Origin of the sequence: Pseudomonas sp. RIT409, from assembly GCF_003052515.2 — a bacterium.
GTDB lineage: Bacteria > Pseudomonadota > Gammaproteobacteria > Pseudomonadales > Pseudomonadaceae > Aquipseudomonas.
In genome coordinates this window covers 135,854-159,315 of the sequence record NZ_QARE02000007.1, presented here as the reverse complement: position 1 = coordinate 159,315, position 23,462 = coordinate 135,854, and the positions used below count along the sequence as shown (strand labels likewise).

The 23,462-nt window shown below is 60.9% G+C and carries 21 protein-coding genes; 13 read left to right on the top strand and 8 right to left on the bottom strand.

Features of this window, described 5'->3' with window-relative positions:
- Positions 1 to 25 precede the first annotated feature (25 nt).
- From DBP26_RS11420 to pilG, 6 genes are all read right to left on the bottom strand, one after another.
- Positions 26 to 517 carry a chemotaxis protein CheW gene (locus tag DBP26_RS11420; protein ID WP_108237687.1) on the bottom strand — a complete coding sequence of 164 codons (492 nt, stop codon included), beginning with the start codon at positions 515 to 517 and terminating at the stop codon, positions 26 to 28.
- On the bottom strand, positions 510 to 6,485 hold the full coding sequence (locus DBP26_RS11415) for an Hpt domain-containing protein (protein ID WP_108237686.1): 5,976 nt from the start codon (positions 6,483 to 6,485) through the stop codon (positions 510 to 512). Before DBP26_RS11415 ends, DBP26_RS11420 begins: the two co-directional genes overlap by 8 nt.
- Before the next feature lie 36 nt (positions 6,486 to 6,521).
- Positions 6,522 to 8,564 carry a methyl-accepting chemotaxis protein gene (locus DBP26_RS11410; RefSeq protein WP_108237685.1) on the bottom strand — a complete coding sequence of 681 codons (2,043 nt, stop codon included), beginning with the start codon at positions 8,562 to 8,564 and terminating at the stop codon, positions 6,522 to 6,524.
- An 80-nt stretch (positions 8,565 to 8,644) separates the two neighbouring features.
- Positions 8,645 to 9,184: a chemotaxis protein CheW gene (locus DBP26_RS11405; RefSeq protein WP_108237684.1), complete on the bottom strand. Its 540-nt coding sequence runs from the start codon at positions 9,182 to 9,184 to the stop codon at positions 8,645 to 8,647.
- Positions 9,185 to 9,200: 16 nt separating this feature from the next.
- Entirely contained in the window at positions 9,201 to 9,566 is a 366-nt protein-coding gene (gene pilH, locus DBP26_RS11400; protein WP_108237805.1) for a twitching motility response regulator PilH, read from the bottom strand.
- Between the two features lie 44 nt (positions 9,567 to 9,610).
- A complete protein-coding gene (pilG, locus tag DBP26_RS11395; protein ID WP_108237683.1) occupies positions 9,611 to 10,021 on the bottom strand; it encodes a twitching motility response regulator PilG in 411 nt (136 codons plus the stop codon).
- 263 nt (positions 10,022 to 10,284) lie between these two features.
- Between pilG and gshB the strand changes: the two genes are divergently transcribed.
- The 7 genes from gshB (at position 10,285) to DBP26_RS11360 (ending at position 16,551) form a co-directional block, all read left to right on the top strand.
- Positions 10,285 to 11,238 carry a glutathione synthase gene (gshB, locus tag DBP26_RS11390; protein ID WP_108237682.1) on the top strand — a complete coding sequence of 318 codons (954 nt, stop codon included), beginning with the start codon at positions 10,285 to 10,287 and terminating at the stop codon, positions 11,236 to 11,238.
- A 290-nt stretch (positions 11,239 to 11,528) separates the two neighbouring features.
- The gene (locus DBP26_RS11385) at positions 11,529 to 12,431 is read left to right on the top strand and encodes an energy transducer TonB (RefSeq protein WP_108237681.1); all 903 of its coding nucleotides are present in this window, start codon (positions 11,529 to 11,531) and stop codon (positions 12,429 to 12,431) included.
- A gap of 211 nt (positions 12,432 to 12,642) precedes the next feature.
- The gene (locus DBP26_RS11380) at positions 12,643 to 13,212 is read left to right on the top strand and encodes a YqgE/AlgH family protein (RefSeq protein WP_108237680.1); all 570 of its coding nucleotides are present in this window, start codon (positions 12,643 to 12,645) and stop codon (positions 13,210 to 13,212) included.
- Positions 13,212 to 13,652 carry a Holliday junction resolvase RuvX gene (gene ruvX / locus DBP26_RS11375; protein ID WP_108237679.1) on the top strand — a complete coding sequence of 147 codons (441 nt, stop codon included), beginning with the start codon at positions 13,212 to 13,214 and terminating at the stop codon, positions 13,650 to 13,652. The genes DBP26_RS11380 and ruvX overlap by 1 nt, the downstream gene beginning before the upstream one ends.
- A gap of 89 nt (positions 13,653 to 13,741) precedes the next feature.
- Positions 13,742 to 14,266, top strand: a complete 525-nt coding sequence (pyrR, locus tag DBP26_RS11370) for a bifunctional pyr operon transcriptional regulator/uracil phosphoribosyltransferase PyrR (RefSeq protein ID WP_108237678.1) — start codon at positions 13,742 to 13,744, stop codon at positions 14,264 to 14,266.
- Between the two features lie 12 nt (positions 14,267 to 14,278).
- A complete protein-coding gene (locus tag DBP26_RS11365) occupies positions 14,279 to 15,283 on the top strand; it encodes an aspartate carbamoyltransferase catalytic subunit (RefSeq protein WP_108237677.1) in 1,005 nt (334 codons plus the stop codon).
- Positions 15,280 to 16,551, top strand: coding sequence for a dihydroorotase (locus DBP26_RS11360; protein ID WP_108237676.1), 1,272 nt, complete (start codon positions 15,280 to 15,282; stop codon positions 16,549 to 16,551). The genes DBP26_RS11365 and DBP26_RS11360 overlap by 4 nt, the downstream gene beginning before the upstream one ends.
- A 176-nt stretch (positions 16,552 to 16,727) precedes the next feature.
- Here the strand turns inward: DBP26_RS11360 and DBP26_RS11355 are convergent, their stop codons facing one another.
- Positions 16,728 to 17,147, bottom strand: coding sequence for a TM2 domain-containing protein (locus tag DBP26_RS11355; protein ID WP_108237675.1), 420 nt, complete (start codon positions 17,145 to 17,147; stop codon positions 16,728 to 16,730).
- Between the two features lie 250 nt (positions 17,148 to 17,397).
- On the opposite strand from DBP26_RS11355, the gene DBP26_RS11350 reads away from it, so the two are divergent.
- Positions 17,398 to 18,129 (top strand): C40 family peptidase, encoded by a 732-nt coding sequence (locus tag DBP26_RS11350; protein WP_108237674.1) that lies wholly within the window; start codon positions 17,398 to 17,400, stop codon positions 18,127 to 18,129.
- A gap of 115 nt (positions 18,130 to 18,244) precedes the next feature.
- On the opposite strand, the gene DBP26_RS11345 is transcribed toward DBP26_RS11350, so the two are convergent.
- Positions 18,245 to 19,279: a type IV pilus twitching motility protein PilT gene (locus DBP26_RS11345; RefSeq protein ID WP_108237673.1), complete on the bottom strand. Its 1,035-nt coding sequence runs from the start codon at positions 19,277 to 19,279 to the stop codon at positions 18,245 to 18,247.
- Between the two features lie 54 nt (positions 19,280 to 19,333).
- On the opposite strand from DBP26_RS11345, the gene DBP26_RS11340 reads away from it, so the two are divergent.
- The 5 genes from DBP26_RS11340 (at position 19,334) to metW (ending at position 23,452) form a co-directional block, all read left to right on the top strand.
- Positions 19,334 to 20,020 carry a YggS family pyridoxal phosphate-dependent enzyme gene (locus DBP26_RS11340; protein ID WP_108237672.1) on the top strand — a complete coding sequence of 229 codons (687 nt, stop codon included), beginning with the start codon at positions 19,334 to 19,336 and terminating at the stop codon, positions 20,018 to 20,020.
- A 24-nt stretch (positions 20,021 to 20,044) separates the two neighbouring features.
- Positions 20,045 to 20,863 carry a pyrroline-5-carboxylate reductase gene (proC, locus tag DBP26_RS11335; protein WP_108237671.1) on the top strand — a complete coding sequence of 273 codons (819 nt, stop codon included), beginning with the start codon at positions 20,045 to 20,047 and terminating at the stop codon, positions 20,861 to 20,863.
- A 10-nt stretch (positions 20,864 to 20,873) separates the two neighbouring features.
- The gene (locus DBP26_RS11330) at positions 20,874 to 21,464 is read left to right on the top strand and encodes a YggT family protein (RefSeq protein ID WP_108237670.1); all 591 of its coding nucleotides are present in this window, start codon (positions 20,874 to 20,876) and stop codon (positions 21,462 to 21,464) included.
- Positions 21,465 to 21,684: 220 nt separating this feature from the next.
- The gene (locus tag DBP26_RS11325; RefSeq protein WP_108237669.1) at positions 21,685 to 22,824 is read left to right on the top strand and encodes a homoserine O-acetyltransferase; all 1,140 of its coding nucleotides are present in this window, start codon (positions 21,685 to 21,687) and stop codon (positions 22,822 to 22,824) included.
- 7 nt (positions 22,825 to 22,831) lie between these two features.
- Entirely contained in the window at positions 22,832 to 23,452 is a 621-nt protein-coding gene (gene metW, locus DBP26_RS11320) for a methionine biosynthesis protein MetW (RefSeq protein WP_108237668.1), read from the top strand.
- Positions 23,453 to 23,462 lie beyond the last annotated feature (10 nt).

Here is a 23,462-nt window from a genome sequence, read left to right as displayed (position 1 = left end):
CCCCGGATTGGAATCCACACCGCCTTCAGGTCTGCGGTCCGGACACCTTCCCGAGCCCGGCATCCACCAGCCGCTGTTCCAGCGCCACGAGGTCAGGGATCCTGGCCACTGTTTCACCCACTTGCACAGCCGCCATTTCCAGTTCGGACAGCGGCACATCGACGTAGCTAAGCTGGCTGTCGAGCTTGCACGAGCGCGGTATCCCCTGGATCAGAACCGCGATGAATTTCAGATCGGGTCGCCCGCCCAATGCATTGAGCACGACGATCCGGGCACGTCCGCCCACGCGCGCGCGGCTCCCACACGCGGCCTCGAAGCTGAGCAACGGCAAGCTACGATGACGCCAGTTGATCGGGCCCAGATACCATTGGGGTGCAGCGGGGTCAGCGATGCTGTCTTGATAGTCGATCAGCTCGGCCACCGCGACGTTCGGCAATAACAGATAGCGGTCGCTCAACGGGATGAGCAATCCGGTCAGGCTGGTCAGGCGGGCGGTCTGGCCGGTCGCGTCAGACATGAACATGACTCCAGTGAGCAATGCTCTCCAGCAAGGCCGCTTCCTGATAAGGCTTGCTCATGTAGTCGTTCACCCCCAGCGCCATGGCGCGATCGCGATGTTTCTGCCCCGAACGGGACGTGATCATGATAATCGGCAGGTGCTTGAGCGCCTCGGATTCGCGAACCTTGCTGACCACTTCGAAGCCGTCCATGCGCGGCATCTCGATATCCAGCAGCATCACATCCGGTACGTGCTCCTGCAGCAGCGCCATGGCATCGACGCCGTCCTTGGCGGTCAGCACGTTCATGCCATTGCGCTCCAGCAGTCGCCCGGTCACCTTGCGCACCGTGACCGAATCGTCGACCACCATCACCAGCAAGGGCCGGGCCTGCTCGACTTCGACGGGTCGACTCGGCACATGCCCAGCCGCCTGCAAGGCGATCATCTGCGCGTGCAGGCGGCGGATATGGGCGAATAGGTCGAGAATCAGCACGACGCTGCCGTCGCCGAGAATCGTTGCACCGGTAATGCCCGGTACGCCCGTGAACTGTGGCCCGAGATTCTTGACAACGATTTCCCTCGAGCCCGCCAATGCATCCACCTGCACCGCCACCCATTGATCATGGACGTGTACGAGCAACACCGGCAGCGGTTGCGTCTGGCCGATCAGCTTGGGGGGCAGCCCGTTGTGCAGCAGTTCGCCGAGATAGCGCAACTCATACGTGCGGTCGCCGTATTGATAGCGCGGCGGTGAGGCCTTATAACAACTCTCCAGCTCACTCGGCATGACCCGCACGATGCCTTCGACACTGTTCAGCGGCACGGCGTACTGTTCGTCCGCGCACTGCACCATCAAAGCCTCATTCATCGACACCGAAAACGGCAGGCGAATGCGGAACCGCGCGCCCTGACCGGACTTCGAGTCGATCACCATCGAGCCGCCAAGCTCCTTGACCTCGGCATGCACCACGTCCATTCCCACGCCGCGGCCGGATATCTGGGTGATGGTTTCCGCCGTCGAGAAGCCCGCCTGCAAAATGAACTGCAGGGTGTCGTGCTCGCTGAGCTCGGCGTCAGGCGCAATGAGCCCCCGTTTGATCGCCTTGCGTCGCACCGCTTCGAAATCGACCCCCGCGCCATCGTCGCTCATTTCAATGACAATATCGCCGCCCTCATGGGCCAGGCTCAACGTGATGTGTCCGATCTCGGATTTACCTTGGGCCAGGCGTTTTTCCGTGCTTTCCAGACCGTGATCCACCGCGTTACGCAGCATATGCTCCAAGGGAGCAACCATGCGCTCGAGCACATTGCGGTCCATCTCGCCCTCGGCGTTGATCACATCGAACTTCACTTTCTTGTTCAGTTCGCCGGACACCTGGCGCACGATCCTGCGCAGGCGCGGCACCATGCGTTCGAATGGCACCATGCGCGTACGCATGAGGTTTTCCTGCAACTGAGTGTTGACCCGCGCCTGTTGTTGCAACAGGTTTTCGGCGTCGTGAGTACGCGTGTCGAGGGTTTCCTTGAGGTCCATCAAGTCGGAAGCTGATTCGAACAGGGCGCGAGACAACTGCTGCAATTGCGAATGACGATCCATCTCCAACGGATCGAATTCCTCGTAGCCCAGCCGTTCGGTTTGGTGATCGCGGCTCAAAATCCGCCCTTGGGTCTCGATGTCCAGACGTCGCAACTGATCACGCATGCGCTCAATGGTGATCTCCATCTCTGCCAACGTGGTCTGGGCATCGATGGCCTGTTGCTCGATCCGTCCGCGGACGATCGAGACTTCCCCGGCCAGGTTCAACAACGCCTCCAATTGCTCGGCGGGCACCTTGACCATTTCCGGCCCGGCGCGCTCGGGGTCGGGCTCAGGCACTGCCGCCACAGGCTCGGTGGTCGGCGGCGGTGCAAGCACCGGGGCGTCCAACGGTGGAGAGCCGGCTTCGTGAATGGCGCCTGACGCGGTGTACTGAGCGATACTGTCGATCAGCAATGTCGGATTGGGCAGCGGCTCGTAGCCCCGTACCGCATCGACCATGTCGGCGAGCATGTCATGACCGCTTTGCAGCAAACCATTGAGCAACGCGCCATTTTTCAGCGCCCCCGAAGAAAGCCCTTCGTACAACGACTCCAACTCATGGGCCAAGTCGCCAATGGGGGCGATTTCCACCATCCGCGCGCCACCCTTGAGGGTGTGCAGATCGCGCAACAGGTTCTCGACCTCCTGGGTGTTCTGGGGTTCGGCTTGCCAGCGCACGAGAGCGGCGCCGGCACTTTCAATGATGTCGTCGGCTTCTTCGAGGAAGATTTCCAGCAGCTCGGGGTCGCGCTCGTCCAGCGGCTGGATCATGGAACCGACATTGCGCGCTTCACTCCCCTGCACCGCGACCGGGCTGGATTGGCGGAAATCGCGAATTTCTTCGATCAGCGCGTCCGGCGTCGTCAGGGGCGAACGGTGGTGCAACAGATCCAGCAGGGTCGCCAATTGATCGTGGCAACGCAGCAGCAACGCCGCGAGGGGTGACGAATACGTGCAGCGTCGGTCAACCAAGGCCTCGTACAAGGATTCGAGCTCATGGCTCAGGTCGCCGACCGGCCCGACCTCCGCCATCCGCGCGCCACCCTTGAGGGTGTGCAGGTCCCGCTGCAGGGAGGACAGCGGAAGCGGGTTCTCCGGATCGTCCAGCCAGCGCTGCAACGCCTTGCCTGCGCCGTCGAGGATATCCACCGCTTCTTCCAGGAAGATGTCGACGATTTCCTGATCCAGATCGTCTCGCTGCACTGGCACCGTCTGACGTTGCAGCGCGTCGGTGGCCTGGTCTATGTCGACGACGCGGGCAGCGGGGCTCCCGTCCTGCTGGATGAGCCCCATCGCGTCTGGGGCCAGCGCTTGGTCGAGCAGCTCGCGCAGGGCCTGAATCCGTTCGGGGCAGGCACGCACTTCCTGACCGGCCGCGACCTGATCGAGCATATTGATCAACGCTTCGTGTGCGCTCTCGGCCTCCTGAAAGAAGCGCTCGTTGACGGCAAGGCTGCCCTCCTCGACCGCCCCGTACAGGTCCAGCAACGCTTCACACAATTCATCCACTGGCGACAGGTCCGCCATGTGCGCGCCCTGGCCAAGCATGGTCAATTCGTCCAGCAGCGCAGCGAGCTCCTGGCGCTCACCGGGGTGTTTGCGCCAGCGACTGAGCAGGGTTTCGGCGTCCAACAGGATGTCCATGCCTTCTGCAAGAAAGCTGGCGATCAACTGCGGATTACGACGGCGGCGGGCGCCATTGCCATCGGCACTGAGCGCTTCGGTCAGTTGCCGGTCGAGCAGCGTTCGGGCCGCTTGGATCAAGGGCGCAGCGCCCTCGATGGGCATCAGCGGATCAACGCTCAGTTGCGCGAGCCCAAGATGAAACAGCGGCTCGGCTGAACGCAATAACTCGACTTCTGGCTGGCCAACGGGAATCAGGTTGGTCTTGTATTCCCTGACCAGCAGATCCAGAGGGCCAGCCAACTCCGCCATCGGCAGCACACCTGCCATGTAGGCGCTGCCTTTCAGGGTATGCAGCGCCCGCAACAATTCATCACTGAACGAGGGCGATTCAGCCTGTTGGACGTCGAGCAGGTAGCGATTCAGCGTGTCGAGGTGCGTCAGGGCTTCCTGACGAAAGATTTCCAGCAGTTGAGGATCGAAGCCCTCCTTTCCAGGTTCGGCCATGTCTGGCGTGGCAGCCGTGAGCGCTTCGAGCACTTCACCTTGCGCCAAGGCATGCGCCCGGGCAGCCAACAGGTCGACATCATCCCGTTGGCGCTGCACGTCTTCGGCAAAATCACGAATCACATCGGGCAGCAGCGCCTGCATGTCCTTGAGCAATTGCCGGACCCGTTCTCCAGGCTCGACGCTACCCTCCAGCACGCGGTTGAGCAGGTTTTCCACCGCCCACGCCAGTTCTCCCAGGACCAGCGCACGCACCATGCGTCCGCTGCCCTTGAGGGTGTGAAAGGCCCGGCGAATTTCACTCAATGCTGAAACATCCTGCGCATCGCTCAGCCAGCGCGGCAGGTATTCGTTCAGGGCTTCAAGGACTTCGTCGGCTTCTTCGAGAAAGACGTCACGCAAGTCATCGTCGACCGGCGGCTCGCCTTTTGGCGGCGGCAGCAGGCTGGCAGGGACATGCCGCGCCGGCGGGTTGACAGCGGAGACGGGGCTGGCGAGCACATCGGCAAGGCTCGGGTCATCCACAGCGGGCGCCGGTGCCGCAAGCACCTCCTGCTCTATGACCTGATCGAGCGTGGGCAGCTCTGGCTCATCGGTGACCGGCGCGTAACCCAGCCTGGCCAGGCTTTCCTGGGCCAGATCAAGCACGTGTTCGCCCGGGGCTTCCGGGGCCTCGGCCATACGCTCCAGGTAGTACTCGATACCGATGATCACATCGGCGAGGTGATCGAGTTGCGACCAACTCGGACGCTCATCGTCGCGCAAGAGATGTTCGATGATGTACTGATTGCAGGCGGCGAGCAGTCCAGAGGCACGGGGCAGCGGAATCATCGCCAAAGCGCCGCGCACCTGAACGAGCTGTGCAGACAGCGGCGCCAGGCGTTGGCGGTCCATTTCGCCTGCGATGTAATCATCGATGACGTCCTTGGCTTGCTGCAGCACCAGCCTGGCTTCCTTGATCACCAACTGGTGAATCTGACTCAGGTCGGTGGTAGGCAGGCGGCTTTCCTCACGACGACTCTGGTCCACGGCGCCGGCCATGCCCGCCAACGTCGCTTCAACGTAGAGCAGCGCGCCAGCCACGTCCATCAGCGTAGGGTCACTGGGCTCCCGCTGGCCTTGCGCCATTCCCTGAACCACAGTGAGCTGGTCGATGATGACTTTGCGGGGCTGGCCAAAGCCCAGCACCGCCAACGTGTCGGCGATCTGCCGCAGGGGCGGCAGCAGTGCATTGAGTTCGCTGACATGCTGGCGATCGCCCCGCACGAAGACGTCCAGCCGCTCCTTGGTGCGGACCAGTTCATCACACAAGGCGATGATCACCGAACGCATCGCGTCGCGATCGGGCGCCGACAGACGCGCTCGCTCTTCATCCACCAGTGCGCTTTCAGGCAACGCCTCGTCGAGGCCGTATTGATCCTTCAAATCCATCATTTGCTGAGCCTGACTGTCAGATTTGGCGATATAGAACAGCAGGGTCTTCAGCAGCTCATCCGGCGCCGGCTGATTGATCCCTTCGATGCCCTGCTCCAGAAGTCGCTTGAGCTCCTTGTCCGCATCCTTGAACAGGCTGCGCAGGGCCGGACTGTTGGTAAAGCTGCCATCGGCCATACCGTCCACCAGCGCGCCCGCGATCCGCCACAGCGGCTCCAGAGGCGCGCCCTTGCACAGGGCTTCAAGTCGTGCAAAGACCTTGGTCATGTAATCGAGTGAGGTCTGCACATCCTGTTCACGCATCAAACCGACCAGGGCGGTCTGCAGGGTCTGGCGCCACTTGCGCAACTTCGCGGTCAGCTCGGGGCCGTCTCGTTCGGCGAGGGTTTGCGGGTCCAGCGCCGGGAGTGAGGGCAATTGCGGCGAAAACAGACTGGTTTCCGACAGCAGATTCTCGCCTCGCGCACTGCGCAGGTCGTTGAGCAGTGGCAGCACCACCAACGGCAGGTCACGACGGGCCGAATGCACGCGCTCCAGATACACCGGCAACTGGCTCATGGCCTGATGCAGCAACTGCACGGCCTCGGCCCGCTGACCGACGTGGCCGCGCTGCAACGCCAGTGCCGTCTGTTCGATCTCTTCGGCGAACAGCGCGGCGCCGTAGAACTCGATCATTTGCAGGCTGCCGTGGACCTGATGAATCAAATCCAGGCAGACGTCCAGCGGCGAGGGATCATGGGGGCGCGAGACATGTGCATCCAGCGCCTGTCTGGCGTGTTTGAGGGTTTCGGCTATTTCGCCCTTGACCCACTCCAGGGCCACGTAGTCGCGACGGTCAGCCATGCTGGCTCCCCTTGCCCATGTATTGCGGCTCGACGATCAATGCATATCCCGTGAAGCCGGCAGCTTGAAACCGGACACCGAGCGGCGCATATCACTGGCCATTTTCGCCAGGTTGCCCATGCTTTGCGCTGTGGCTGCGGTTCCAGAGGTGGTTTGCGTGGTGGTCTGCTGGATCACCTGCATGGTCGCTGAAATCTGCTGCCCCAAAGCCGCCTGCTGTTGCGCTGCGTTGGTGATGCTCTCGACCAACGCCGCCAGCACTTTCGAAACGCCTTCGATTTCTTCCAGGGCCACCCCGGCATCCTGCGCCAACCGGGCACCGCGCACCACCTCTGAAGTCGTCTGCTCCATGGAGATCACCGCTTCGTTGGTGTCATTCTGAATCGCGCGCACCAATGTCTCGATCTGCTTGGTCGCTGAAGAGGAGCGCTCAGCCAGACGCTGGACTTCGTCCGCCACCACCGCGAAGCCACGCCCGGCATCCCCAGCCATCGAAGCCTGAATCGCAGCGTTGAGCGCGAGAATGTTGGTCTGATCGGCGATATCGTCGATCAGACTGACGATGTCGCCAATCTCCTGCGAAGATTCTCCCAGACGCTTGATGCGCTTGGAGGTGTCCTGAATCTGCTCACGGATGTTGTCCATGCCATGAATGGTGTTGTGGACCACCTCGTTGCCTTTGTTGGCAATGGTGACGGAGCGCTCGGCCACCGCCACCGACTCCGAGGCGTTGGCCGACACCTGTTCGACAGAGCGCGACATGTCGTTGACGGCGTTAGACGCGGCCGCGATCTGCAACGCCTGATGCTCCGAGGCCGCCGCCAGTTGCGTGGCCGTCGTCTGCGTTTCCTTGACGGCGCCAAACACTTGCTCGGCCGTCAGGTTGATCGTCGCCACCAGTTCGCGCAATTGGTCGATGGAATAATTGATGGAGTCGGCGATGGCCCCGGTGAAATCTTCGGTGACCGACGCGGCCACGGTCAGATCGCCGTCGGCCAGGTCCTCGATCTCATCGAGCAAACGCATGATCGCGGTCTGGTTCCGGTCGTTCTTTTCGGCCGTTTCGCGCAATTGGCGGTTGGTCTCGCGCACCATGACCAAGCCGATCAGGATGATCGACATCAACGCCAGCAGGCCCAGAATGTAGCCTCCGTAGCTGTTGGTTGCCCGTCCGCCGGCCATGTGCTCGAAGCTGTTCGCCAGCACGGAAGCCTCGTCGAGCAACGTTTGCGACAGGGTGAATATGCTGCTGGCCGCCTCCCGCACTTCAAGTAACTCGGGAGAGGTTTCAAGAATTTCGTCGACCGATCCCGACACGAACTGGAACAGCTCGGCGATTTCAGCCAGCCGAGCCCGGGCATCGCGGTCCTCGACCTGGGCGATCTTCAACGTCGCGTTGCCATTGAGCATGCCATTGAGGACACGACCGAACTGGCTGGCATCCCGGCCAAAACCATCGGCCGCTTGAACAGCGGACTCGTCTCCGGACAGCACGGTATTCACAGCGCCGAGAATCCGCTCCGCCAGCAGAGATTGACGTTGCGCCAACGCCACCTGACTGGCAGGGGCCCGGTTCTGCAGCAGAATGTCCACGACCTTTTCGGACTCGTTCTGCAGCTGCGGGATGGTCTCGGCCAATGTAGCAGCGACCTGGTGCAAGGACAGCACGGTCTGTTCGCGCGAGAGAATGACATCCGTGCTTTTTCTCAGATTTTCCCAATCGTTCTGCACCGCTTTCAGCTCGTCGCCGACTTCGACAGGGGCGGCGGGCAGGCCGGTGTTTTTGTCGCCTTTTTTCAAATACTGCCAACGGGTATCGAAATCGTTGCGCGCATCGGCCAGCAACTTGAATGCGGCAGCCTTGCCCGCTGCGGCTTCGGTGGCGTTTTTGGCGATTCGCTGGGACAGGACTCGCAGCTCGCCCGCGTGGCCGATGTACTGCTTGTCGTAGTTGGATTGAGTGCTCAAGTAAGCAAAATTGACGAACAACAACATGATCAGAACGATCAGGCCGATAAACAATGCAACGATCTGCGAACGACTGCGCAGACCTTCCAAAGACTTGCCGGTTTTACTCATTGCTCAGGGCTCCGCCCGAAAATCGGTGTGCATTGCGGGTGAGTACGTCCCGACCTGCTGAGGTGCGGCGCCAAGCGGAATCACAAGGCGACATTCATGAAGTCCGCGGACTGCACGAGGCTTCTGGGACTGAACACCCGCCAGGCCTGCTCGCGCAGGAAGCGGCCCTGTATGAAGGGCGCGATGTCCGGCTCGCTTTCACCGGACGGCTCGGGCATCAAGCTGCGCTCGCTGAAATGCTGCATACCCAGGACTTCGTCCACCAGCAACCCGACGAAAACGTCCTGATCATCGATCACCAGCACTCGGCGCTGCTTGCGCAGAGGCGACAATTCATGCCCGAAGAAGGCGTAAACGTCCAGGATCGGCAACAGGCGCCCCCGCAGATTTGCGATACCCCTGACCCAGTGCCTGACGCCCGGCACAGCGGTGTAACGAGGCTCGTGGAGGATTTCATCGACCTCCCCCATCGGCGCCACGTAGTACCGTTCACCCATGCGGAAGCCAATGCCGCTCCAGCCCTGCTGCCGGGTTTCCTGCAACGGCAGGCCGGCCGCCAGCGAGCGACAGCGCTGGTCGATGTCGAGCAAGAGTTGGAAGGCGGTTTGCGACCGAGCCATGAATGCGGGCCAGGCTTCAGCCCGCCAGGACCGCGTTCAGGGTTTTCATGAGGGTTTCTTCGTCCACCGGTTTGGTCAGGTAATCCCGTGCGCCTTGGCGCTTGCCCCAGACCTTGTCCGTTTCCTGATCCTTGGTGGTGATCATGATCACCGGAATTGTGCTGGTGTCCGCATCCTTGGTGAGCTGGCGGGTCGCCTGAAAGCCGTTGAGGCCCGGCATGACGATGTCCATCAGAACGGCATCAGGCTTTTCCTGACGCGCCAGAGCAACGCCATCGGCACCGTTTTCGGCCTTGAGTACCTGATGGCCGTGTTTTTCCAGCATCCCGGTCAGCTTGTACATTTCAGTCGGCGAGTCATCGACGATCAGGATTCGAGCCATGGTGTTCCCCATAGAAACCGCCGTCCCCGCGCAAGGGCTCGGCATCAAGATAGTTGTTGTTCTGCTGCAACGAACTCAGGCACATGGGCCTTGATCGTACTGAGCAGCTCTTCCTTGCTGAACGGTTTGGTCAAAAACTGATCAGAACCGACGATACGCCCCTTGGCCTTATCGAACAGCCCATCCCTGGAGGACAACATGATCACCGGGGTGGCTTTGAAAGCCCGGTTGTTCTTGATCAATGCACATGTCTGATACCCGTCCAGCCTGGGCATCATGATGTCCACGAAAATGATGCTCGGATGATTGTCAGCGATCTTCGCCAGCGCATCGAAACCGTCCACAGCGGTGATCACTTCACAGCCGACGTTCTGCAACAGGGTCTCGGCGGTGCGACGAATCGTTCGGGAGTCGTCGATGACCATGACTTTCAATGGCACTGAATGCTGTTCCATATCTGCTCTACCATCGCCGCAGCGATTGAGATGGGTTTGCCTTCGGCCGTCTGGTCGGGTTCGGGATCGCGGAACCCCTCATCGAGAGAGGAGGCATGACAACTGGCGTCACACCCGATGCCGAGCCTTTTTAGCACACTCTAAAGACGCAATCCATAAAGCATACGTGCCGCGCTTGCCCCTTGACCGCGAGCCGGTGCGGCGCCACCCTGACGCCTGTTTTCAGGCCCGTCGAGGCCATTACCGAACAGAGGATATTACCCATGAGCGTTCGCGTTGGCATTGTCATGGACCCCATCGAGCGCATCTCCTATAAGAAGGACAGCTCGCTGGCCATGCTTCTGGCGGCGCAAGCGCGCGGCTGGTCGCTGTTTTATATGGAGCAGCAGGATCTGTATCAGGCGAAAGGCCAGGCCCGCGCCCGTATGAAGCCGCTGAAAGTCTTCGCCAACCCGGAAAACTGGTTCGAGTTCGACGCCGAAATCGACAGCGGCCTGGACGACCTGGACGTGATCTTGATGCGCAAGGATCCGCCCTTCGACATGGACTTCATCTACACCACCTACCTGCTGGAGCAAGCCGAGCGTGCGGGTACGCTGATCGTGAACAAGCCGCAAAGCCTGCGTGATTGCAATGAAAAGCTGTTCGCCACCCTGTTTCCTCATTGCACACCGCCCACGCTGGTCAGCCGCCGCGCCGATATTCTGCGGGCGTTCGCCGCCGAACACGGCGATGTGATCTACAAGCCGCTGGATGGCATGGGCGGCACGTCGATCTTCCGCCACCGCCCTGAAGATCCGAACCTCTCCGTGATTCTCGAAACCCTGACGGTCAATGGGGCACATCAGATCATGGCGCAAGCCTACCTGCCCGCCATCAAGGACGGTGACAAACGCATTCTGATGATCGACGGCGAGCCAGTCCCTTACTGCCTGGCGCGCATCCCGGCGGCAGGTGAAACCCGTGGCAACCTGGCCGCCGGAGGCCGCGGCGAAGCTCGCCCGCTGACCGAGCGCGACCGCTGGATCGCCGCCGAGGTCGGCCCGACATTGCGCGAAAAAGGCTTGCTGTTCGTAGGTCTGGACGTCATCGGCGAAAACCTGACGGAAATCAACGTCACCAGCCCGACCTGCATCCGGGAAATCGACAATGCCTATGGCACGGATATCGGCGGCATGCTGATGGATGCGATCGAGAAAAAGCTCAAAAAGGTGTAAACGCTCCCTGTAGGAGCGTGGCTTGTCCCGCGATCGGCCGGGAACCGGTCGTAAAATCTGGATCCCGTCCACTTCTGAGAAAGCGCACGTAACGGATTTGCTGCCGCTGCGCGCCAGATCGCGGGACAAGCCACGCTCCTACAGGCGTCATACATCGAACGGTCCATCCACACATCGGCCCACCCCATATCAACAATCAAGTCCTCACCCACATTGCGTTATCATGCGCAGCCTGAATGACGCCCTAGGTTGGTTTTCGCAATGCTGGTTCATGTGATGCCGGAGCGCCGATGAACGCTGCGGTCGACAATGATCTCCCCATGGCCCTGACCCGCAGTTCCGTGCGCCCGGCCGACCGCCTGGGCTTTACGCTGCTGATCGCAGCGCTCGTGCATCTGGCGTTGATCCTTGGCGTGGGCTTCACCTACGTGAAACCGGAGAAAATCAGCCAGACGCTGGAGATCACCCTCGCCCCCTTCAAAAGCGATACCAAACCGAAAGATGCCGATTTCCTCGCTCAGGAAAACCAACAAGGCAGCGGCACGCTCGACAAAAAAGCGGTGCCCAAGACCACCGAGGTCGCGCCCTATCAGGACACGCAGATCAATAAGGTGACGCCACCGCCTGCCGCCAAACCGGTGGTCAAGCAGGAAGCGCCCAAAACAGCAGTCGCCACCAAGGCACCGGCCAAGGAAAAGACCGTTGCCAAGCGCGACGAGGTCAAGCCGGACGAGCCCAAGAAAGCGGCACCCACGTTCGACAGCACCCAACTGAACAGCGAAATCGCCAGCCTGGAAGCTGAACTTGCCGAAGAACAGCAGGCGTATGCCAAGCGCCCCAGGATTCACCGCCTCAGTGCGGCGTCGACCATGCGCGACAAAGGCGCCTGGTACAAGGAAGACTGGCGCAAGAAGATCGAGCGCATCGGTAACCTCAACTACCCTGAAGAAGCTCGGCGCCAGCAGATCTACGGCAGCCTGAGGATGATGGTCTCGATCAACCGTGACGGGTCGTTGTACGAAGTGCTGGTGCTCGAATCTTCAGGCCAGCCGTTGCTGGATCAGGCTGCGCAGAAAATCGTGCGCCTGGCCGCGCCATTCGCCCCGTTCACGGGCGACCTGTCGGACATCGACCGGCTGGAAATCATCCGCACCTGGAAATTCGCCCGCGGCGACAAACTGTCCAGTAATTAGCGCCGCCCCCTTTGTAGGAGCGCGCTTGCCCGCGATTACGGCCTTTCAACGAGATTGATGCGCGAGGTACCGCAATCGCGGTCAACCGCGCGCCTGCAAGATCCGACGCTACTCGCGAACAGCATGAAACCTGAACCCGGTCGCGATTTATCCATCCCTGTGTCGGTTCTGACAGTTGTCACGACAGCCCCACGGCGCCACACTAGGCCACATGAAAAATGTCACTCCGTCGTACCTCAAGCATCAATTTCTGATCGCCATGCCCCACATGCACGATGAGAATTTTTCCCAGACCTTGACCTACATCGTCGAGCACAACGCCAATGGTGCCATGGGGCTGGTAATCAACCGCCCGCAAAGCCTGTCGCTGGCGGACATCCTCGAACAACTGCGACCGGAGATGACGCCGCCGGCACGCTGCCAGCACATTCCCATTCATGTGGGCGGGCCGGTTCAGACGGATCGCGGCTTCGTGCTGCATCCTCCCGGCCAGGTGTTTCAGGCCACGGTCAATCTGGGGGGCGTTGCCTTGTCGACGTCACAGGACGTGCTGTTTTCCATCGCCGATGGCTACGGGCCTGATCAAAATCTGATCACCCTGGGCTACGCAGGTTGGGACGCCGGTCAGTTGGAAGCCGAATTCGCCGCTAACGCCTGGCTCAACTGCGCATTCGATCCGGCCATTCTCTTCGAACTGGACAGTGAACAACGCCTGAACGCCGCTGCGGCCAAGCTGGGCGTCAACCTCAGCCTGTTGACCAGCCAGGCGGGGCACGCCTGATGGCTGCGCTGCGCCTGTTGCTGGGATTCGACTATGGCACCAAACAGATCGGCGTTGCGGTCGGCCAGGTCATTACCGGCCAGGCCCGTGAACTGTGTACCTTGAAAGCCCAAAACGGTGTTCCCGACTGGGACAAGGTACAAGCCCTCATTACCGAATGGAAACCGGATGCCATCGTGGTCGGTCTGCCGCTGAACATGGATGGCACACCGAGCGAAATGAGCGCGCGGGCCGAGAAGTTTTCGCGCCAGCTCAATGGCCGCTTCAATCTGCCCGTGTACACCCACGACGAGCGCCTGACGACTTTCGAAGCCAAGGGCGAGCGCCTATCCCGTGGGGGTCAGCGTGGCAGCTACCGCGACAATCCGGTGGATGCCATCGCTGCGGCGCTCTTGCTGCAAGGGTGGCTGGAAGCCAATAGCGCGCTGTTCGAAACCTGAGTAGAAACCGAGCGTTTTACGCGGCACCGAATCTGAGTTTTGGCCCGGCCTGACGCTCTGCGCACGACCGGGTCCTTGAAGGAGCGACCATGAGCAGCCTACCGAACCCCGCCGAATTGATCAGCCAGATGGCGATCGATCTCACCGCGCACCTGAACAAACGCAACATCGGGGAGCCGCGCTTCATCGGTATCCGCACGGGCGGCGTGTGGGTCGCCCAGGCTCTGCTCGAAGCCTTGGGCAGCCAGGCCCCGCTGGGCACACTGGATGTTTCCTTTTACCGCGATGATTTCAGCCAGAATGGCCTGCATCCCCAAGTGCGGCCGTCGGAGCTTCCCTTTGAAATCGAGGGCCAGCACCTTGTGCTGATCGACGATGTGCTGATGAGCGGCCGCACGATCCGCGCAGCGCTCAACGAACTGTTCGATTACGGCCGCCCGGCCAGCGTGACGCTGGTTTCGCTGTTCGATCTGGACGCCGCCGAGCTGCCGATTCGCCCGAATGTGACCGGAGCGACGCTGGACCTGTCTCCCCACGAGCGCGTCAAACTGTCCGGCCCGACTCCGCTGACGCTCGAATTGCAAGACCTTTCCACCGATTCCGCCGCCCTCTAAGAGTCCTTTGCGATGACGCCTCTCGACGCCAAGCGCCCGCTGCAACTGAACCATCAGGGTCAGTTGCAACATTTCCTCTCGCTAGACGGTTTGCCCCGCGAACTGCTCACCGAAATCCTGGACACGGCCGACTCGTTCCTTGAAGTCGGCGCAAGGGCTGTGAAAAAAGTCCCGCTGTTGCGCGGCAAGACCGTCTGCAACGTGTTCTTCGAAAACTCCACCCGCACCCGCACGACCTTCGAGCTGGCGGCGCAGCGGTTGTCGGCGGATGTCATCACCCTGAACGTTTCGACATCTTCCACCAGCAAGGGCGAGACGCTGTTCGACACCCTGCGGAACCTGGAGGCAATGGCCGCCGACATGTTCGTCGTCCGCCACGCAGACTCCGGCGCAGCGCACTTCATTGCCGAGCACGTGTGCCCACAGGTGGCAATCATCAATGGCGGCGACGGGCGCCATGCCCATCCGACACAAGGCATGCTGGACATGCTGACCATTCGCCGTCACAAGGGCGATTTCAGGAACCTGTCGGTGGCCATCGTCGGTGACATTCTTCACTCCCGCGTCGCACGCTCGAATATGATCGCACTCAAGGCGCTGGGCTGCCCCGACATCCGCGTTGTCGGGCCGAAGACTCTGTTGCCGGTCGGTGTCGAGCAATACGGCGTGAAGGTTTACACCGATTTGGCCGAAGGGCTGAAAGACGTCGACGTGGTGATCATGCTGCGCCTGCAGCGCGAACGCATGTCGGGCGGCCTGCTGCCCAGCGAGGGCGAGTTCTACCGCCTGTTCGGCCTGACCACCGCTCGCCTTGCCGGAGCCAAACCTGACGCCATCGTCATGCATCCCGGTCCAATCAACCGCGGCGTGGAAATCGAATCGGCCGTGGCCGATGGCGCGCACTCGGTGATTCTCAATCAGGTCACCTACGGCATTGCCGTGCGCATGGCCGTCTTGTCCATGGCCATGAGTGGCCAAACCGCCCAACGTCAGTACGAGCAGGAGAACGCCCAGTGAAGTTCAGCATCCTTGGCGCTCGCGTCATCGACCCTGTCAGCGGTCTGGATCAAGTCATCGATGTTCATCTGGAAGCCGGCAAGATTCTCGCCCTGGGCGCAGCGCCTGCCGACTTCACCCCAACCCAGACCATCGACGCAAAGGGTCTCGTGGCGGCGCCTGGCCTGGTGGATCTCAACGTGTCGTTGCGCGAGCCCGGCTACAGCCGCAAAGGCACGATTGCCAGCGAAACCCGCGCGGCGGCCGCAGGTGGGGTGACCAGCCTGTGCTGCCCGCCACGCACACGTCCTGTGCTCGATACCTCGGCCGTTGCCGAGCTGATTCTCGACCGCGCGCGCGAAGCGGGGCACAGCAAGGTGTTCCCGATCGGCGCACTGAGCAAAGGCCTGGAAGGCGAACAACTGGCCGAGCTGATCGCCCTGCGCGACGCTGGCTGCGTGGCATTCACCAACGGCTTGAGCAATTTCGGCAGTAACCGCACCCTGTGCCGCGCGCTGGAATACGCGGCAACGTTCGACCTGACGGTCATTTTCAATTCACAGGACCACGACCTGGCGGCCGGCGGCCTGGCCCATGACGGCCCGACTGCCGCGTTCCTCGGCTTGCCGGGCATTCCGGAAACCGCGGAAACCGTGGCACTGGCTCGCGATCTTCTCTTGGTGGAACAGAGCGGCGTGCGCGCGCACTTCAGCCAACTGACCAGCGCACGCGGCGTGGAACTGATCGCCCAAGCGCAGGCGCGCGGCTTGCCAGTGACGGCGGACGTCGCGCTCTACCAGTTGATTCTGACCGACGAAGCGCTCATCGACTTCTCCAGCCTCTACCACGTCCAACCGCCTCTGCGCACCCGCGCAGACCGAGATGCATTGCGCGAAGCGGTCCGATCGGGCGTGGTACAGGCGATCGCCAGCCATCACCAACCTCACGAACGCGACGCCAAGCTGGCTCCATTCGGCGCTACGGAGCCAGGCATCAGCAGCGTAGAGCTGCTCCTGCCGCTGGCGATGACGTTGGTTGATGACGGCCTACTGGATCTGCCAACGTTGCTTTCGCGCCTCAGCGCGGGGCCCGCAGCAGCCTTGCGACTGCCCGCGGGCCGCCTCGCGGCAGGTACAGCGGCAGATCTGGTGCTATTCGATCCCGCGGCCTCGACCGTAGCGGGCGAGCGATGGCTGTCGAAAGGTGAAAACTGCCCGTTCCTGGGGCACTGCCTGCCAAGCGCGGTGACGCACACCTTTGTCGACGGCCGGATCAGCTACAGCGCCTGACCCACCGCAGAGGCTGTTAGCCAGGCGACTCCTGGGACGTTCCCACCCTCGGCGTGGGAACGCCTGCGCCGATACCCCGTGATGCCGGACGCTGGGCGCTATGACTTCCGGAGGCGCCCCCCCATCCAGCAACTCGCCAACAGAGCTGGCCCGGTCTGGGCCGTTAACTCGCTTGCCTAGCGACGCTCTGCATTCCGGATCGAAATCTGGTCGTTCAGCGTCCAGAAGTCATACAAAACCCCCAGCAGGACGAAGCCGCCAGTCAGCAGATACAGCACGCCGGTGATCCATTTCCCTTGATACATCCGGTGCACGCCAAACACCCCCAGAAACGTCAGCAAAATCCAGGCGACGCTGTAGTCCGTAGGCCCTGCGTGAAAGCGCATATCCGCTTCGCGATCCATTGAAGGGATGAGAAACAGGTCGATCAACCAGCCGATCCCCAACAGCCCGAAGGTCAGGAACCAAATCGTTCCGGTTACCGGCTTGCCATAGTAGAAACGGTGGGAGCCGGTAAACCCGACGATCCACAGCACGTATCCCATGACGACGCTGTGGGTGTTCGGACGCTGCCCATCAGGGTAATAGGTGTTCATTGGGTACCTCTTATGCACCGATAGAAAAAAATAAGCGTAACGTTTGTGACTTTGTTGGCACCGTCCGACGTATGGTTTGAACGACTTCGCATTCGTGCAACCCCTTGTTCTACAAGGCGCCCAACACAATCATGTGACACTTTTACCGTTGATGCTGACCTGCAGGGCAGTAAATTGTTCGACAAATGGGATCAGTCCGCTCGAAAAAGCTGTTATAAAGTTGCGCGCTGACCAACATGAGCCCTGCCTAATGCGTCCATTTTTAAAGACATGGCTGACTATTTGTCTATTTATGCCACTGGCCGCCCACGCCACCAATCGTGAGCAACCTCTCCCTTCGAGCTTTACGGGCTTCACTGCAAAATCCGAGTCACCGGATACCGTAACGCGCAACATTGCCGCTCAACGCGCGGCGATGGCTGCACTGGAAGAGACCGCAACCCCGCTTGCATCGTCGAGCAAGAAAACCCGAGCGCCCAAGGGCAACAAGTCCCAGAGCTCTCGCAAGATTTCCAAGAACACCGTTGCGCTGGCCGCAGCCGGCCCTGCGGGCAGCAAACAAAGCAGCAACGTGGTCAACCGGGCGGTAAAAGCCATCGGCACCCCGTATCGCTGGGGCGGAACCAGCCCGACCAAAGGCTTCGATTGCAGCGGCCTGGTGAAATACGCGTTCAATGACGTGAGCGAAGTGGATTTGCCTCGCACCTCCAACGCCATGGCTGAAGGCCATGGGCAAAAGGTCGATCGCAAAGATCTGAAACCGGGCGACTTGCTGTTCTTCAATATCAAGAGCCGCAAAGTGAACCACGTCGCGATTTATCTCGGGGACGGCCAGTTCGTACATGCGCCACGTCGCGGAAAGGCGGTGACCATCGACACGCTGAACAAGCCCTATTGGGACAGTCATTACGTGATCGCCAAGCGTGTGCTGCCCAAACAGCCACCGAGTCACAAAGGCACCGTGCGAATCGCGCAGCGCTGATTCAAACGCCCTACCGACGTGTTGGGCGTGAGCTCGCCGCGATGGATGACGTCAGCCATTGACATAACCCTTCGCGCGCGAGCCCAGCCCTACAGCCGCACTCGGCGATCGATCGTCAGAAATTGTCCGGCGTTTTGGCTTTCTCGCGAGCACTGTCCCGTGTGATCACGCCTTTGCTGATCAAATCCTTCAAGCACATGTCCAGGGTCTGCATACCTAGCGATCCGCCCGTCTGGATCGCCGAGTACATCTGCGCGACCTTGTCCTCTCGGATCAGGTTACGGATCGCCGAGGTGCCGATCATGATCTCGTGCGCAGCCACTCGACCGCCGCCGACTTTCTTCAGTAGCGCCTGAGAAACGATGGCATGCAGTGACTCCGAGAGCATGGAGCGAATCATCGATTTCTCCTGTGCCGGAAAGACATCCACGATCCGGTCGATACTTTTCGCGGCCGACGTGGTGTGTAGCGTGCCGAACACCAAGTGGCCGGTCTCCGCTGCCGTCAACGCCAGACGGATGGTTTCCAGGTCGCGCAATTCACCCACCAGGATCACGTCCGGGTCTTCCCGCAGCGCCGAGCGCAGCGCTTCGGCAAAGCCATGAGTGTCGCGGTGAACTTCACGCTGGTTGATCAGACTCTTCTTGGACTCGTGGACGAATTCGATCGGGTCTTCGATGGTCAGGATGTGGTGATGCTTGTTGGCGTTCAAGTAGTCGACCATTGCTGCCAGGGTCGTCGACTTGCCTGAACCGGTAGGACCGGTGACCAGTACCAGCCCGCGAGGGACGTCGGCAATCTTCCGAAACACTTCTCCCATGCCCAAGTCTTCCATGCTCAGGACCTTCGAAGGAATGGTTCGGAAAACCGCACCCGCGCCGCGGTTCTGGTTGAAGGCGTTGACACGGAAACGGGCCACGCCGGGCACTTCGAATGAGAAGTCCGTTTCCAGGTCTTCTTCGAAATCCTTGCGTTGACGATCGTTCATGATGTCGTAGATCAGCGCCTGAACTTCTTTCTGGTCCAGCGCTGGCAGGTTGATCCGTCGCACATCGCCGTCCACACGGATCATCGGTGGCAGGCCAGCCGAGAGGTGTAAGTCCGACGCGCCTTGCTTGGCACTGAAGGCAAGCAGCTCGGTAATATCCATACAGCTCCTCATCACATAGAATGCCGCAGACTTTAGCCCTGCTGGCGCAAATCAATGTCCACGATAGCAGAGAACATTTCAACGCTCGCAGAGCGAATCCGCCTTGCCGCGCAGGCCGCGCAACGCGAGCCCGCGTCTGTCGGGCTGCTCGCCGTGAGCAAGACCAAACCGGCCAGTGACCTGCGCCAGGCCTATGCCGCCGGGTTGCGTGACTTTGGCGAAAACTACTTGCAGGAAGCCCTGGGCAAACAGGCCGACTTGAGCGACCTGCCCTTGACCTGGCATTTCATCGGCCCCATCCAGTCGAACAAGACTCGCGCCATCGCCGAGCATTTTGCCTGGGTACACTCCGTGGACCGCCTGAAAATCGCGCAACGCTTGTCCGAACAACGGCCTGCTCACCTGCCCGCGCTCAACATCTGCATTCAAGTGAACGTCAGCGGCGAAGCCAGCAAGTCCGGCTGTTCCCCTGAAGAGTTGCCCGCGTTGGCGCAAGCGATCAGCGTCCTGCCCAATTTGAGATTGCGCGGCTTGATGGCAATTCCCGAACCGACGGAAAACAGCGACGAACAGAACGCTGCCTTCGCAGCGGTACGCAACCTGCAGCAACAACTGAACCTGCCGCTGGACACCCTCTCCATGGGCATGAGCCACGACCTGGAAGCGGCCATCGCACAAGGCGCGACCTGGGTGCGGGTCGGCACGGCCCTCTTCGGTGCGCGCAACTATGCGCAACCCTAACTTTTGCCTCACAGGAAATCGTACATGAGCAAGACTCGTATCGCGTTCATCGGTGCAGGAAACATGGCCGCCAGCCTGATCGGCGGCATGCGCGCCCAGGGCGTCGACGCTGAATTGATCCGCGCCAGCGATCCCGGCGCAGAAACCCGCGAGCGGATCGCCCGGGAGCACGGCATCAGCGTCTTTGCCGACAACGCCGAAGCCATCGAAGGCGCCGACGTGATCCTGCTGGCCGTTAAACCGCAAATGATGAAATCGGTTTGCGAAGCGCTCAAGCCAGCGCTCAAGCCTCATCAATTGATCGTGTCGATTGCCGCCGGTATCACCTGCGCCAGCATGGAAGCCTGGCTCGGCGAGCAACCACTGGTGCGCTGCATGCCCAATACGCCGGCGCTGTTGCGTCAGGGCGCGAGCGGGTTGTATGCCACGCAGAAAGTGACGCCTGCTCAGCGGCAACAGGCAGAAGCGCTGCTTTCTGCCGTGGGCACCGCGCTCTGGGTGGAGACTGAAGCGCAAATCGACGCCGTGACCGCGGTCTCGGGCAGCGGTCCTGCGTATTTCTTCCTGTTGATCGAAGCCATGACCGCCGCAGGCATGAAGCTGGGCCTGTCGCCGGAAGTTGCCAAGCAATTGAGCCAGGAAACGGCGCTGGGTGCCGCACGCATGGCCACCACCAGCGATGTCGACGCCGCCGAATTGCGTCGTCGTGTCACCTCGCCTGCGGGCACCACGGAAGCGGCAATCAAATCGTTCCAGGCGGACGGTTTCGAAGCGATCGTCGAAAAGGCCCTCAGCGCCGCTGCGCACCGCTCTGCCGAACTCGCTGAATTGCTGGGCAAATAAGGAGCCATTCATGAATGCACTCACCGGCGCCACGATTTTCGTCATTCAGACGCTGATCAGCCTGTACCTGACCATCGTGTTGTTGCGCTTCGTGCTGCAACTGGTCAAAGCCAATTTCTACAACCCGCTCAGTCAGTTTGCCGTCCGGGCGACGCAACCGTTGCTCAAGCCCATCCGCCGCATCGTTCCAAGCGTTTTTGGGCTGGACACTTCCTCGCTGCTGTTGGCCATCGTGATTCAAGCATTGTTGATGGCCTTCGTCCTGATCATGACCTACGGCACCATCGGCGATGTACCTCATCTGCTGATGTGGGCAATCATCGGGATTACCTCGCTGCTCCTGAAAATCTTCTGGGTTGCGATGATCATCATGGTGATCGTGTCGTGGATCGCTCCGGGCACCCACAACCCTGCCGCCGAACTGGCCTACCAGATCAGTGAGCCGATCCTGGCGCCGTTTCGCCGTATCGTGCCGAACCTGGGCGGCATGGACATCTCCCCGATCTTCGCCTTCCTGGCCATCCAGGTGGTGCAGTCCTACGTCATGCCGGAGCTGGCCGGTTATGCGGGTATGCCGCAAGAGCTGTGGCGGATGATTTAAGGGGCTGCGACACGTAACCCTGTAGGAGCGCGCTTGCCCGCGATAGCGTCAGATCTGCACCATCTTGACAGCTGACACACCGCAATCGCGGGCAAGCGCGCTCCTACGCCCTTCGGGCAGCGCCAAAAGCACGACCACCGGCGTGTTCAACTGTTTAGTTGGTTGCCGCTCCCCCCTTCGATCTTTAGACTTACGCCTCATTTCAGTGAGAGCAGGGTCGATGTCCACGGTCTTTCCCGAAGATTCTGTCGGTCTGGTCGCGCCGCAGACGGCGCACTTCAACGAGCCCCTGGCTCTGGCCTGCGGCCGCTCGCTGGCCGCCTATGACCTCATCTACGAAACCTATGGTCAACTCAACGCTGCCAGAAGCAACGCGGTGCTGATCTGTCACGCCCTATCCGGTCATCATCATGCGGCTGGCTACCACAGCAGCGAAGATCGCAAACCGGGTTGGTGGGACAGCTGCATCGGCCCGGGCAAACCCATCGACACCCGGAAATTCTTCGTTGTCAGCCTGAACAACCTCGGCGGCTGTAACGGCTCGACCGGGCCAAGCAGCACCAATCCGGAAACCGGCCGCCCCTTCGGCGCCGACTTCCCCGTTCTCACGGTCGAAGACTGGGTGCACAGTCAGGCCCGTCTGGCCGATAGCCTGGGCATCATGCAATGGGCCGCAGTCGTTGGCGGTAGCCTGGGCGGGATGCAGGCTCTGCAATGGACGATCAGCTACCCGGACCGCGTGCGCCATTGCCTGGCCATCGCGTCGGCACCCAAACTGTCCGCTCAGAACATCGCGTTCAACGAAGTCGCCCGCCAGGCCATCCTGACCGACCCCGAGTTCCACGGCGGTTCGTTCCAGGAACAGGGCGTCATCCCCAAGCGCGGCCTGATGCTGGCGCGTATGGTCGGGCATATCACCTACCTGTCCGATGACTCGATGGGCGAGAAATTCGGCCGTGGCCTCAAGAGTGAAAAGCTCAACTACGACTTTCACAGCGTGGAGTTCCAGGTCGAAAGCTACCTGCGGTACCAGGGAGAAGAGTTTTCCGGGCGTTTCGATGCCAACACCTACCTGTTGATGACCAAGGCGCTGGACTATTTCGATCCGGCAGCGAGCTTCAACGACAACCTGGCCGCAACCTTCGCCAATGCCACCGCGAAATTCTGCGTGATGTCCTTCACCACCGACTGGCGCTTCTCCCCTGCCCGCTCCCGCGAGCTGGTGGACGCCCTGATGGCGGCCAAAAAGGATGTCTGCTACCTCGAGATCGATGCCCCGCAAGGCCATGATGCCTTCCTGATGCCGATCCCCCGCTATTTGCAAGCCTTCTCCAGCTACATGAACCGTATTGCACTCTGAGGACACCATGAGAGCCGACCTGGAAATCATCCAAGACTGGATACCGGCAGGCAGCCGCGTGCTCGACCTCGGCTGTGGCGACGGCGAGTTGCTGGCCTGGCTGAGGGACAACAAACACGTCACTGGCTACGGCCTGGAAAACGATGCCGACAATATCGCCCGCTGCGTAGCACGAGGCGTGAACGTCATCGAACAGGACCTGGACAAGGGTCTGGGCAACTTTGCCAGTGACAGCTTCGACATCGTGGTGATGACTCAGGCCCTGCAAGCCGTGCACTACCCCGACAAGATCCTCGACGAAATGCTGCGTGTCGGCCGCCAGTGCATCATCACCTTCCCGAACTTCGGTCACTGGCGATGCCGCTGGTACCTGGCCAGCAAGGGCCGCATGCCGGTGTCCGAGTTTCTGCCTTATACGTGGTACAACACGCCCAACATTCACTTCTGCACGTTTGCCGACTTCGAAGAGCTGTGTCGCGAGCGCTCGGCGAAGGTCATTGATCGGTTGGCGGTCGATCAGCAGCATCGCCATGGCTGGGCCAGCAAGCTTTGGCCTAATCTGTTGGGTGAGATCGGCATCTATCGGGTCAGCAGCCCCGCTCTGCAGGATCACCGGATCGCCGTGTAAAACCCGACTG